This is a genomic window from Pseudomonas sp. A39, from assembly GCF_058145955.1.
Map to the genome: position 1 here is coordinate 33,986 of NZ_JBYVMD010000038.1, position 12,442 is coordinate 46,427.

The window sequence follows — 12,442 nt, forward strand, 5'->3', positions numbered from 1 at the left end:
CTTAAGGCTGGGCGCTGGCGTACGGCGTTCAGCGCGCGGTGATGTTTTGCCAACAGGGTATGCCGAATTGATCGAGCAGTTGCGCGGTTTCACACACCGGCAGGCCTACCACAGCGGAATAACTGCCATTGAGCCCGGCCACAAACACCGAACCCAGGCCTTGGATAGCATAGCCGCCCGCTTTGTCATGAGGTTCGCCACTGTGCCAGTAGGTTGTGGCCTCCTCGACGGAAATCCCACGGAAAAGCACTCGACTGCTGACACATCGCGTTTCGCAGCGCTGGCCATCAGTGAGCGCGATGGCGGTAAGGACTTCATGTTCCCGTCCCGCCAAGGCCGTCAACATGGCCAGGGCATCGGCCTGATCCACCGGTTTGCCGAGGATCTTGCCATCGACAATCACGGCGGTATCGGCGCCCAGCACGCAGGCGCCTGTTGTGTGCTCAAGCGCAGCAAAACCCGCCGTTGCCTTGCCGCGCGCAAGGCGCTCGACGTAGGAAACAGGGGTTTCGTTTGTAAGAGGCGTTTCATCAATGGCGGCGCTGACCACGGTGAAGGGCACACCGATCTGGGTCAGCAGTTCACGCCGCCTCGGAGAGCCCGAGGCCAAGTAAAGCGAATTCATTGCAGACTCTCCCTGTAGGGTTCGATAACCAGGCAGAGCCTCGCAATCCATTCAATTGATTTTATAACGACGACGCAGCCCGCGCAGACCGAAACTGATCCACGGCCACAGCAAGGCACTGACCAGGGCCGGCAGCACCAGCGCCAGGGTTGGCTGGCGATTGCCAGTCAAGGCGCTGAGCCACAGTTGAACAAGCTGTGCCAGGCCGAAGATCACCAGGATCACCAGGCACTGCTGCCACATCGGGAACATGCGCAGGCGCTGCTGCAACGACAGCACCAGGAAGGTGATCAGGGTCAGGATCAACGCGTTCTGGCCCAGCAAGGTGCCATAGAGCACATCCTCGGCCAAGCCCAGGAACATCGCCGTGACCATACCCACTTTGTGCGGCAGGTTCAGCGACCAGAAGGCCAGCAGCAAAGCCAGCCAGAGCGGGCGCAGGATTTCCATGAACTGCGGCAGCGGCGAAACGCTGAGCAACAAGCCAATGGCGAAGGTCAGCCAGACGATCCAGCCATTGCGCGAATGAGTACCGGCCATTATTCCTCCCTCTGCCGCGTGGTGGTCGGCGCGCTTGCCGGAGGCTTGGCTGCAGGCGTGGTGGCCGGTGGCTTAGTCGTTGCCGGTTTAACCGGGCGGGCGCTGTGGGCTGCCGGTTTGACCGGGGTGGCCACCGGCGCTGCCGGAGCAGCGACAGGCGCGGGCGGCCCCACGAATGCCGGTTTCGGCACGGTTGTGGGAACGATCGGCGCTGTACCGTTTTGTTTGTCTTCCGCCTCCTGGGCCTGGGCGGCGTCGTTGGCGCGCTCTTCCGGGGTGCGGTTGTCACTGAACACCAGCAGCAGGTAGCGGCTGCGGTTCAAGGCGGCGGTAGGCACGGCACGCACAATGGCGAACGGCTGGCCGGAATCGTGGATCACTTCCTTGACGGTCGCCACCGGGTAACCCGCCGGGAAACGCTGACCCAGGCCGGAACTGACCAACAAGTCGCCTTCCTTGATGTCGGCAGTATCGGCCACATGGCGTAACTCCAGCCGTTCAGGGTTACCGGTGCCGCTGGCGATCGCACGCAGGCCGTTGCGGTTCACCTGCACCGGAATGCTGTGGGTGGTGTCCGTCAGCAGCAACACCCGTGAGGTGTAGGGCATCAGCTCAACCACCTGGCCCATCAGGCCACGGGCATCGAGCACCGGCTGGCCAAGGACCACACCGTCGCGCTCACCCTTGTTGATGATAATGCGATGGGTGAAGGGGTTGGGGTCCATGCCGATCAACTCGGCCACTTCGACCTTTTCGTTGACCAGTGCGGAGGAATTGAGCAGCTCGCGCAGCCGAACGTTCTGCTCGGTGAGGGCCGCGAGCTTTTGCATGCGCCCCTGCAACAGCAGGTTTTCGGTCTTGAGTTTTTCGTTCTCGGCGACCAGCTCGGTGCGGCTGCCGAATTGGCTGGCCACGCCCTGGTAGAGACGTTGTGGCAGGTCGGTGATCCAGTAAGTCTGCATCAACACCAGCGACATCTGGCTACGCACGGGCTTGAGCAGTGCAAAGCGGGCATCGACCACCATCAGCGCGACCGAAAGCACGACCAGCACCAACAGGCGTACGCCCAATGAGGGGCCTTTGGCGAAAAGCGGTTTAATAAGCCGCTCCTCCCAGGCAAATGTTCTCTTTATTCATACGGCATCTAACCGGCCTGGATGCAGATTGAAGAAGATAAACGCCAACAGGCAGCACTGCAAAGTGCTGCCTGCGGGCGAAACATGGGCTAATCAGCAAATGCTTATTCGCTGGAAAGCAGGTCCATGGTGTGTTTATCCATCATTTCCAGTGCACGGCCACCGCCACGGGCGACGCAGGTCAGCGGGTCTTCGGCGACGATCACCGGCAAGCCGGTTTCCTGGGCCAGCAGCTTGTCGAGGTCGCGCAGCAAGGCGCCACCACCGGTCAGCACCAGCCCACGCTCGGCGATATCGGAAGCCAGTTCCGGCGGCGATTGCTCCAGGGCGCTCTTCACGGCCTGAACGATAGTAGCCAGGGACTCTTGCAGAGCTTCCAGCACTTCATTGGAGTTCAGGGTGAAGGCACGTGGAACGCCTTCGGCCAGGTTGCGACCGCGAACATCGACTTCGCGCACTTCGCCGCCCGGATAAGCGGTACCGATTTCCTGCTTGATGCGCTCGGCGGTGGATTCGCCGATCAGGCTGCCGTAGTTACGACGCACATAAGTGATGATCGCTTCGTCGAAACGGTCGCCGCCTACGCGTACGGATTCGGCATACACCACACCGTTCAGGGAAATCAGGGCGATTTCAGTGGTACCACCACCGATATCCACCACCATCGAACCGCGGGCTTCTTCTACCGGCAGGCCGGCACCGATCGCAGCAGCCATCGGCTCTTCGATCAGGAACACTTCGCGAGCACCGGCACCAAGGGCCGATTCACGGATGGCACGACGCTCAACCTGGGTGGATTTGCATGGAACGCAGATCAGCACACGAGGGCTGGGCTGCAGGAAACTGTTTTCGTGAACCTTGTTGATGAAGTACTGCAGCATCTTCTCGCAGACACTGAAGTCGGCGATCACGCCGTCTTTCATCGGACGAATGGCAGCAATATTGCCTGGTGTACGGCCGAGCATGCGCTTGGCCTCGGTGCCGACGGCAACGACACTTTTCTGATTACCATGGGTCCGAATGGCCACAACCGATGGCTCATTCAGGACGATACCGCGCTCGCGCACGTAAATAAGGGTGTTGGCAGTGCCCAGGTCAATGGAAAGATCGCTGGAAAACATGCCACGCAGTTTCTTGAACATGGGAAAGGGACCCTAGGCAACGCGTGGGTAAAAAAGTGCGGCAAACTCTAACAACGACAGGGATTTTGGGCAAGGCGCCAATGTGCTAAATTGGCCGACTTTCTGTGCACCAACCCCCACAATCGCGGCCGTAAGACCGTAGAAATGCGGTAGTGTTCCGACAATCTAACACACGGACAGCCTCCGTTCTGTTTTCCACTGGAGATTCCCATGACGCTTGAACGCTCCGATGTGGAAAAAATCGCGCATTTGGCCTCGCTTGGCCTGAATGAAGACGATCTTCCACAGACCACCGCAGCCCTGAACAGTATTCTCGGGCTGGTCGACCAAATGCAGGCCGTGAATACCGACGGCATCGAGCCCCTGGCTCACCCGCTGGAAGCCAGCCAGCGCCTGCGCGCAGACGTCGTGACCGAAAGTAATAATCGCGAGGCCTACCAGTCCATCGCGCCAGCGGTCGAAAACGGCCTGTACCTGGTTCCGAAAGTCATCGACTAAAGGGAAAGAGCCTGCAATGCATCACATGACTCTGGCCGAGATCGCCCGCGGTCTCGCCGACAAAAAGTTTTCTTCCGAAGAGCTGACCAAGACCCTGCTGGCGCGTATCGCCGAGCACGATCCGAAGGTCAACAGCTTCATCAGCCTCACCGAAGAGCTGGCCTTGAGCCAGGCCAAGGCTGCCGACGCACGTCGCGCCAACGGTGAACAGGGCGCACTGCTGGGCGCCCCTATCGCCCACAAGGACCTGTTCTGCACCCAGGGCATTCGCACCAGTTGCGGCTCGAAGATGCTCGACAACTTCAAGGCCCCCTACGACGCCACCGTGGTGTCCAAGCTGGCTGCCGCCGGGGCTGTGACCCTGGGCAAGACCAACATGGACGAGTTCGCCATGGGTTCGGCCAACGAGTCGAGCTACTACGGCGCGGTGAAAAACCCGTGGAACCTCGACCACGTGCCCGGTGGTTCGTCCGGTGGTTCGGCCGCCGCCGTTGCCGCGCGTTTCCTGCCGGCTGCCACGGCCACCGACACGGGCGGTTCGATCCGCCAGCCGGCGGCGTTCACCAACCTTACCGGGTTGAAGCCGACCTACGGTCGCGTTTCCCGCTGGGGCATGATCGCCTACGCCTCCAGCCTGGATCAGGGCGGCCCCCTGGCCCGCACTGCTGAAGACTGCGCAATTTTGTTACAAGGTATGGCCGGGTTCGATAAACAGGACTCCACCAGCATCGATGAGCCCGTGCCGGACTACAGCGCCAGCCTGAACACCTCGATCAAGGGCCTGCGCATTGGCGTGCCGAAGGAATACTTCAGCGCCGGTCTCGACCCGCGTATCGCCGAGCTGGTGCACAACAGCGTCAAGACGCTGGAAGGCCTCGGTGCAGTGATCAAGGAAATCAGCCTGCCGAACAACCAGCACGCGATTCCTGCCTACTATGTGATCGCGCCAGCGGAAGCCTCTTCCAACCTGTCGCGTTTCGACGGCGTGCGCTTCGGCTACCGCTGCGAAAACCCGAAAGACCTCACCGACCTGTACAAACGCTCCCGTGGCGAAGGCTTCGGCGCCGAAGTACAACGCCGGATCATGGTCGGGGCCTACGCCCTGTCGGCGGGCTACTACGACGCGTACTACCTCAAGGCGCAGAAAATCCGTCGCCTGATCAAGAACGACTTCATGGCGGCCTTTGAAGAAGTCGACGTGATCCTCGGCCCGACCACGCCGAACCCGGCCTGGAAGATCGGCGCCAAGACCGGCGACCCGATTGCCGAGTACCTGGAAGACCTCTACACCATCACCGCCAACCTCGCGGGCCTGCCGGGCTTGTCCATGCCCGCGGGTTTCGTCGATGGCCTGCCGGTCGGCGTGCAATTGCTCGCCCCGTATTTCCAGGAAGGCCGCCTGCTCAATGTGGCGCACCAGTACCAGTTGAACACCGACTGGCACACTCGCACCCCTACCGGCTTCTGAGGAGAACACTATGCAATGGGAAGTTGTGATCGGGCTGGAGATTCATACCCAGCTCGCCACCCAATCGAAGATTTTCTCCGGTAGCGCCACCACGTTCGGCTCCGAGCCCAACACCCAGGCGAGCCTGGTAGACCTGGGCATGCCCGGCGTGCTGCCGGTGCTGAACCAGGAAGCGGTGCGCATGGCGGTGATGTTCGGCCTGGCGATTGACGCCGAGATCGGCCAGCACAACGTGTTCGCGCGCAAGAACTACTTCTACCCGGACCTGCCCAAGGGCTACCAGATCAGCCAGATGGAATTGCCGATCGTCGGCAAGGGTTACCTGGACATCCCACTGGAAGACGGCACCATCAAGCGCGTCGGCGTAACCCGCGCACATTTGGAAGAAGACGCCGGCAAAAGCCTGCATGAAGAATTCAACGGCGCCACCGGCATCGACCTGAACCGCGCCGGCACACCGCTGCTGGAGATCGTTTCCGAACCGGACATGCGCAGCGCCAAGGAAGCCGTGGCCTACGTCAAGACCATCCACGCGCTGGTGCGTTACCTGGGCATCTGCGACGGCAACATGGCCGAAGGCTCGCTGCGCTGCGACTGCAACGTGTCGGTACGCCCCAAAGGCCAGGCCGAGTACGGCACTCGCTGCGAGATCAAGAACGTCAACTCGTTCCGTTTCATCGAGAAGGCGATCAACACCGAAGTGCGTCGCCAGATCGAACTGATCGAGGACGGCGGCAAAGTGATCCAGCAAACCCGCCTGTACGACCCGAACAAAGACGAAACCCGCGCCATGCGCAGCAAAGAGGAAGCCAACGACTACCGTTACTTCCCCGACCCGGACCTGTTGCCGGTGGTGATCGAGGATTCGTTCCTCAATGACATCCGCGCTACTCTGCCGGAATTGCCGCCGCAAAAACGCGAACGCTTCCAGGCGCAGTTCGGCCTGTCGGTCTACGATGCGAGCGTGCTGGCTTCCAGCCGCGAACAAGCCGACTACTTCGAAAAAGTCGTGAGCATCGCCGGTGACGCCAAGTTGGCGGCCAACTGGGTGATGGTCGAGCTGGGCAGCCTGCTGAACAAACAGGGCCTGGAAATCGACGAAGCCCCCGTCACCGCCGAGCAACTGGGCGGCATGCTGCTGCGCATCAAGGACAACACCATCTCCGGCAAAATTGCCAAGACCGTGTTCGAAGCCATGGCCAGCGGTGAAGGCAGTGCCGACGAGATCATCGAGAAGCGTGGCCTCAAGCAAGTCACCGACAGCGGCGCCATCTCGGCCGTGCTGGATGAAATGCTCGCGGCCAATGCCGAGCAGGTCGAGCAATACCGTGCGGCAGACGAAGCCAAGCGCGGCAAGATGTTCGGCTTCTTTGTGGGCCAGGCGATGAAAGCCTCCAAAGGCAAGGCTAACCCGCAACAGGTGAACGAGCTGCTGAAAAGCAAGCTTGAAGGCTGATAGCGATGAAGGGGCCGACTGAGATCTCATGCTCGGCTCGGACCAAGGTGGGAGGGGGCTTGCCCCCCGATTGCAGAGTATCAGCTGACGAATGCTTGGCTGATACACCGCTATCGGGGGCAAGCCTCCTCCCACGTAAGCCCCTTCCACCTTTGATATGGGGATACCTTGAATGAAGCGCCTACTCGGCCTGATGATCCTGTCCTCCCTGCTGGCCGGCTGCGCCAGCGGCGTCATCAACCCCAACGGTTACGACGAAACCGGCACCGCCTCCTATTACGGCGCCAAACACCATGGCAACAAGACTGCCAGCGGTGAACCTTTCAACCAGAACGCCTTGACCGCCGCCCATCGGCGATTGCCCTTCGGCACCCAGGTCAAGGTCACCAACCTCGACAACGACAGATCCGTGGTTGTGCGCATCAACGATCGCGGCCCGCATACCCGTGGGCGCTTGATTGATCTTTCACGCAAGGCCGCCGAGCAGCTGGGTATGATCAGCAGCGGCACCGCACGCGTGCGCGTACAAGCCTTGAGCAACTGACGATGGAGGCCCGGCCATTTTCGGACTAACCGCCCTCTCCCCCTGGAGCCTTCTGGAATTGGTCAGCGGCCTCCTGCTGCTGATCGTCGGCGCCGAAATCCTGGTGCGGGCCGCCGTACGCCTGGCCGCGAGCCTCAAGGTGCGGCCGTTGATCATTGGCCTGACCATCGTCGCCTTCGGCAGCAGCGCGCCACAGATGACCGTGAGCCTGCAGGCCACCCTGGCCGGCAATACGGATATCGCCGTGGGCAGCGTGATCGGCAGCAGCATCTTCAACATCCTTGTAACCCTGGGCCTGTCGGCGCTGATCATTCCGCTGCGGGTCTCCCGGCAACTGGTACGCCTGGATATCCCGGTGATGATCCTGGCCGGCCTGCTGGTGTTTACCCTGGCAGCCAATGAAGAGCTCACACCCGTCGACGGCCTGCTGTTGCTCGTGGCCCTGATCGCCTACCTCGGCGTGCTGCATTACCAGACGCGCCACTCCCGACGCCCACGCACGCTGGACACCGTGGCCAGGGCGCCATGGCTGAGCAGCGTGCTGTTGATGCTAGGCGGGCTGCTGATTCTGGTGCTGGCCGGGCATCTGTTGCTCGGCGCTGCCGTGGACGTGGCGAGCGACCTGGGCCTGTCGGAACGCATCATCGGCCTGACGCTGATCGGTGTCGGCACCTCGCTGCCCTGCCTGGCCACCTCGCTGATTGCCGCCCTGCGCGGCGAGCGGGAAATTGCCGTGGGCAACGTGATCGGCAGCAACCTCTTCAACCTGCTCGGCGTTTTGGGGCTGACCGCCTTGCTCGCGCCCTCGCCGCTGTCGGTTTCGCCGAATGCCTTGGACTTTGACCTGCCGGTGATGCTCGGCGTGGTGGTGCTGTGCCTGCCGGTGTTCTACACCGGTTACCGCGTGACCCGTGCCGAAGGCCTTGTGCTGCTGGGCCTGTACCTGGCGTACGGGCTGCATGTAATGACGTTCACCACCGGCATGCCCCTGGCCAACAAGCTTGAACAACTGATGCTGTATTACGTCCTGCCAGTGCTGGTGGCGTTTCTGTTGTTCAGCACGCTGCGAGCCTGGCGCCGCCAACACAAGAGGGAATCGCAATGACCGATCAAAAAAAGCCCGGGGTTGAAATGCGTCGCCAGGTCATGGGGGATGTATTCGTCGACCGTGCCTTGGGCAATGCCACCGAGTTCACCCAGCCGCTGCAGGACTTCGTCAACGAGCACGCCTGGGGCAGTGTGTGGAACCGCGAGGGGTTGTCGCTGAAAACCCGCAGCCTGATCACCCTCGCCGCCCTGACCGCGCTGAAGTGCCCGCAGGAACTCAAGGGCCATGTGCGCGGCGCGCTGAACAATGGTTGCAGCGTGGAAGAGATCCGCGAAGCGCTGCTGCATTGCGCGGTGTACGCCGGAGTGCCGGCGGCGATTGATGCGTTTCGTGCGGCGCAGGAAGTGATCGAGGCGTATCAGGCAGATCAGCAGTGACGGTCAGATAGCGATCGAGGGCAAGCCCCTCTCACAATGAATGTGTTCACCCATCCACATGTGGGAGGGGGCTTGCCCCCGATTGGCCCTCACAGGCACCCGAGCGTTCAGATCCAACCACCCGCCTGCAACACAAAGATCCCGATATTCGTGGTCACTGCCGCCATCAGGGTGGTGATCACAATAATCGCCGCCGCCAGCTCATGATTGCCCTCGGCCGCCCTGGCCATGACAAAGCTCGCAGCGGCCGTCGGCGCGCCGAAATACAGGAACAGAATCCCCAACTCCGGCCCTCGGAACCCCAGCAGCCAGGCGCCCAGGGTGGCGACCACCGGGAGCCAGACCATTTTCATCAGGCTCGCGCTCAAGGCCATGTTGCCGCTCTTGCGCAATGCGGCCAACGACAAGGTGCCACCAATGCAGATCAGCGCCAACGGCAACGTGGTTTCTGCCAGGTACCCCAAGGATTTTTCCAGCCAACCCGGCAAGCCGATCTGAAAATAGGCGAACGGGGCGGCCACAATCACGCTGATGATCAGCGGGTTGGCCACCACACTTTTGAAGATGCTCCACGGGTCGGACTTGATGACTGGGCTGTAGACCGCCAGCACGATAGTCGACAACGTGTTGTAGAACAGGATCACCAGCGCGGCGAGGATCGCGCCGAGAGAGATACCGTAGTCGCCGTACATACTGGCCGCGAGTGCCAGGCCGATCACGCCGTTATTGCCGCGAAACGCGCCCTGGGTATAGATGCCACGGTCTTCACGCTTGCAACGGAAAATCGCCCAGCCCCAGGCCAAGGCAAAGCTGAGCAGCGTGGCGACGGCAAAGTAGATCAGCAAACCCGGTTTGAGCGCCGAATGCAGGTCGGCATGCAGGATGCCGAGGAACAGCAACGCCGGCATGGTGACATTGAACACCAGGGACGAGGCGGTGTGGATAAAGTTGTCGTTGATCCAGTTGAGGCGCTTGAGCAACACACCGAGAAACAGCATGGCAAACACCGGCGCGGTGATGGTGAGCGTCGCAAGGAAAATGGCGAGCATGCTGTATCAGCCTTAAGTCCTGTTATCAGGGGTTGCGATTATAAAGCAGTCGCGCTGGTTGCTCGCACTTCATTTCGACACATCAATACAAACTAAAAAAACTTGAACTCGGAACTGTGCCTATTTCGTATGAAATAACCACGGGATCTCACCCATCACGTATTCCTCGCACACAACGCTACACAGACTCCTACGCATAAATGGGACTCCACACCTCTTCTTCATAATTGCCGCCCCTGAAAATCCCTCTGTAACGAAATCACAACTCAGCAGCAAACCACCATTATTTCGAGGCGCGAGAGGGGCTCATGCGTAAATCCTTCAACCATTTACACAACGTGTATATCAGAAGTTGGGATGATCAAGACGTTGAGGGTTATACCGAACTCCTCAGCGACCCCGAGGCAATGAAGTTCATTTCGGCCGGCAGCACGCGAGACAGGGCCGCTGCCATAAACGAAATATCAACGTTCAAAAAAGAAATTGCCGAGCAGAACTGGTCGCGCTGGGCTGTAAGCATTGGCCTGGACGGCCCCTTTATTGGTTATGCCGGATTCTCGAAAAAAGAGCATGGCATTAACTTTGGCAATCGTTTCCTCAAAAAATACTGGGGCACACCCTACCCCTTTATTGCCATCCACCTGGCACTTGAGTACGGGTTTTTGCACGTGGGTTTTGACCGCATTTACACACTGACCAACGTCAACCATCACCGTGCGCTGGAAATGAACAAAGCATTCTTGCACATGCCGGAGCTCACAGGAGAGGTGATGGAAACCGCCTTTGGCCCTCACACAAAGATCGACCTTACGTGTGAACGCTTCAAAGAAATAAGCCCTGCCAACCTGGAGCGAATCAATCGGTTCTCACGCCGAATGAAAACTGCCGAGCAGAAAAAGCTGGCTTGAAAAAAACACTGCAGAGTAAGCCACCATGAACAACAAAGTGCCGCCACTCGACCCCCTTCACTCTATAGCAGGCCTGTGCACTCGGAAAACCTGGGCGTTCCCCAGCGTTCTACGGCAACTTTACCTGCCCTTCGGTTGTGTGCTGGCGTGTGTGCGCCTGGTCTCGATGATCGCAGTGAGCCTGATCGCCTGGCCGCTTCCAGTAGGCGCCAAGCGAATCCTGTATCGAGGTCTTCTCTGGATACTGGGCATTCGCATCAAGTGCGCCCTGTCACCGCGACAAATCTCAACGCTCACCAGCGGTTGTGTGGTGGCCGCCAACCACGTCAGCGTGATTGATCCGTTTGCAATCCTGGCGATGCCTGGAGCAACGCTGGTGGCGTCCAGCGGCTACAACCGGGTTGTCGCCCTCATGGCTTTGCTGCTGATCAAATGCTCGGGTGGGCACTTCTGGAACGGTGCCGATAAGAAGACCTTCTCCCGCAATCTGCAAAAGATGCGAACCAACCCCCAAGGGACCGCTCTCTACACGACCCCCGAAGCGACCATTAACAATGGCCACGGCTTGTATCGCTTTCGGGCTGGGCTGTTGAGCCGCCAGTTACCCGTCGTACCGCTGGCCGGGCGCCTGATTCTCCCGTTCGGCCTGGTCGCAAGCCCACTTCATGCATCCGCCCTGGCGAGTTTCCTACGCTTGCTGATGATGCCCTGGATGGTCTGCGAAATGACCTATCTGGAACGCCTGGAACGCGAGGAGCATCAGAGCGGGCAAGCGTTTGCCGACCAGATACAAGCACGCATCGCCCAGCACTTGGGAATTGCCGCGACCCACTGGACCCGAGAGGATAAGCACCGCTATCGCCAGATAGATGCGCAGGCACGCCGATGAAAGCGCCCCCTGCAACGCATGTCATTTTCGACTTCGACCAGACCTTGGTGAACCACGAAAGCACGCTTGAGATCGTCAAATCGGCAATTGCCGACAGCCCGAACGCTCAGGTAACGCTGGAACAACTCAAACTGATTGTGCCCAAAGCCTTGTCAGGCCAAGCCAATATCCGGGAATTGCTGTACTTGATGAAGACCCTGGCGTGCGTGCGCAAGCATCACGTTCATCGTTATACCCAAGCGATCATTGGCAACCTCGACCCAGCGCTTGTGCAAACGCTGCACAACCTGCAGCAAGAAGGTACACAAGTGCATATCCTTTCCGGCGGATACACAGAGTGGATTGCCCCCATTGCTCACTCACTGAATATCAACGCACAGGACGTTAAAGCCAACCGTCTTTTCTGGGCCGGATCACGCGCCGTGTGCCCGCGACCGTCGCCACTGATAAACCCCAGCAGGGGCAAGAGCAAGATTGTTCGGCAATGGCGCAAGAACGGCCGGCTCCAGGGAAGCGTCCTGATGGTCGGAGACGCTGGCTCCGACCATCAGGTGTATGCCGATGGCTGGGTTGACGGCTTTGTCTGCGCCGACTACTACACGACGCAGCCTATGCCCGAGATGTCCGGGCATATCCTCCGGGCTGACAGCCCGAAACAGGTTTACCCCCATCTCCAGGCCTTGATGAGGGCACTGCCTTGAT

At 60.0% G+C, this 12,442-nt stretch carries 14 protein-coding genes; 9 read left to right on the forward strand and 5 right to left on the reverse strand.

The window, feature by feature from the left end:
- Window positions 1-28: 28 nt before the first annotated feature.
- From AC3ZU9_RS24145 to mreB, 4 genes are all read right to left on the reverse strand, one after another.
- Complete coding sequence (locus AC3ZU9_RS24145) at window positions 29-625, reverse strand: Maf family protein (RefSeq protein WP_231809526.1); 597 nt, start codon at window positions 623-625, stop codon at window positions 29-31.
- A gap of 51 nt (window positions 626-676) precedes the next feature.
- Window positions 677-1,165 (reverse strand): rod shape-determining protein MreD, encoded by a 489-nt coding sequence (mreD, locus tag AC3ZU9_RS24150; RefSeq protein ID WP_003171788.1) that lies wholly within the window; start codon window positions 1,163-1,165, stop codon window positions 677-679.
- Window positions 1,165-2,265: a rod shape-determining protein MreC gene (gene mreC / locus AC3ZU9_RS24155; RefSeq protein WP_490091447.1), complete on the reverse strand. Its 1,101-nt coding sequence runs from the start codon at window positions 2,263-2,265 to the stop codon at window positions 1,165-1,167. Before mreC ends, mreD begins: the two co-directional genes overlap by 1 nt.
- 140 nt (window positions 2,266-2,405) lie before the next feature.
- Window positions 2,406-3,443 (reverse strand): rod shape-determining protein MreB, encoded by a 1,038-nt coding sequence (gene mreB, locus AC3ZU9_RS24160; protein ID WP_002555108.1) that lies wholly within the window; start codon window positions 3,441-3,443, stop codon window positions 2,406-2,408.
- A 210-nt stretch (window positions 3,444-3,653) separates the two neighbouring features.
- On the opposite strand from mreB, the gene gatC reads away from it, so the two are divergent.
- The 6 genes from gatC to AC3ZU9_RS24190 all read left to right on the forward strand — a co-directional run bounded on the left by gatC (window position 3,654) and on the right by AC3ZU9_RS24190 (window position 8,894).
- Window positions 3,654-3,941 (forward strand): Asp-tRNA(Asn)/Glu-tRNA(Gln) amidotransferase subunit GatC, encoded by a 288-nt coding sequence (gene gatC / locus AC3ZU9_RS24165; protein WP_012722223.1) that lies wholly within the window; start codon window positions 3,654-3,656, stop codon window positions 3,939-3,941.
- A gap of 16 nt (window positions 3,942-3,957) precedes the next feature.
- Window positions 3,958-5,409 carry an Asp-tRNA(Asn)/Glu-tRNA(Gln) amidotransferase subunit GatA gene (gene gatA, locus AC3ZU9_RS24170; RefSeq protein ID WP_012722222.1) on the forward strand — a complete coding sequence of 484 codons (1,452 nt, stop codon included), beginning with the start codon at window positions 3,958-3,960 and terminating at the stop codon, window positions 5,407-5,409.
- A 10-nt stretch (window positions 5,410-5,419) separates the two neighbouring features.
- On the forward strand, window positions 5,420-6,865 hold the full coding sequence (gatB, locus tag AC3ZU9_RS24175; RefSeq protein WP_046034322.1) for an Asp-tRNA(Asn)/Glu-tRNA(Gln) amidotransferase subunit GatB: 1,446 nt from the start codon (window positions 5,420-5,422) through the stop codon (window positions 6,863-6,865).
- 172 nt (window positions 6,866-7,037) lie between these two features.
- Window positions 7,038-7,409 (forward strand): septal ring lytic transglycosylase RlpA family protein, encoded by a 372-nt coding sequence (locus AC3ZU9_RS24180; protein WP_012722220.1) that lies wholly within the window; start codon window positions 7,038-7,040, stop codon window positions 7,407-7,409.
- A 58-nt stretch (window positions 7,410-7,467) separates the two neighbouring features.
- A complete protein-coding gene (locus tag AC3ZU9_RS24185; RefSeq protein ID WP_012722219.1) occupies window positions 7,468-8,514 on the forward strand; it encodes a calcium/sodium antiporter in 1,047 nt (348 codons plus the stop codon).
- Window positions 8,511-8,894: a carboxymuconolactone decarboxylase family protein gene (locus AC3ZU9_RS24190; RefSeq protein WP_012722218.1), complete on the forward strand. Its 384-nt coding sequence runs from the start codon at window positions 8,511-8,513 to the stop codon at window positions 8,892-8,894. The genes AC3ZU9_RS24185 and AC3ZU9_RS24190 overlap by 4 nt, the downstream gene beginning before the upstream one ends.
- Window positions 8,895-9,001: 107 nt before the next feature.
- Here the strand turns inward: AC3ZU9_RS24190 and AC3ZU9_RS24195 are convergent, their stop codons facing one another.
- Window positions 9,002-9,943 (reverse strand): AEC family transporter, encoded by a 942-nt coding sequence (locus AC3ZU9_RS24195; protein WP_490091445.1) that lies wholly within the window; start codon window positions 9,941-9,943, stop codon window positions 9,002-9,004.
- A 308-nt stretch (window positions 9,944-10,251) separates the two neighbouring features.
- Between AC3ZU9_RS24195 and AC3ZU9_RS24200 the strand changes: the two genes are divergently transcribed.
- From AC3ZU9_RS24200 to AC3ZU9_RS24210, 3 genes are read left to right on the forward strand one after another with little or no spacing between them, the layout of a single operon-like run.
- Window positions 10,252-10,851: a GNAT family N-acetyltransferase gene (locus tag AC3ZU9_RS24200; protein ID WP_012722216.1), complete on the forward strand. Its 600-nt coding sequence runs from the start codon at window positions 10,252-10,254 to the stop codon at window positions 10,849-10,851.
- Between the two features lie 25 nt (window positions 10,852-10,876).
- Window positions 10,877-11,740, forward strand: coding sequence for a 1-acyl-sn-glycerol-3-phosphate acyltransferase (locus AC3ZU9_RS24205; RefSeq protein ID WP_012722215.1), 864 nt, complete (start codon window positions 10,877-10,879; stop codon window positions 11,738-11,740).
- A complete protein-coding gene (locus AC3ZU9_RS24210; RefSeq protein WP_012722214.1) occupies window positions 11,737-12,441 on the forward strand; it encodes an HAD-IB family phosphatase in 705 nt (234 codons plus the stop codon). Before AC3ZU9_RS24205 ends, AC3ZU9_RS24210 begins: the two co-directional genes overlap by 4 nt.
- Window position 12,442: the final 1 nt, after the last annotated feature.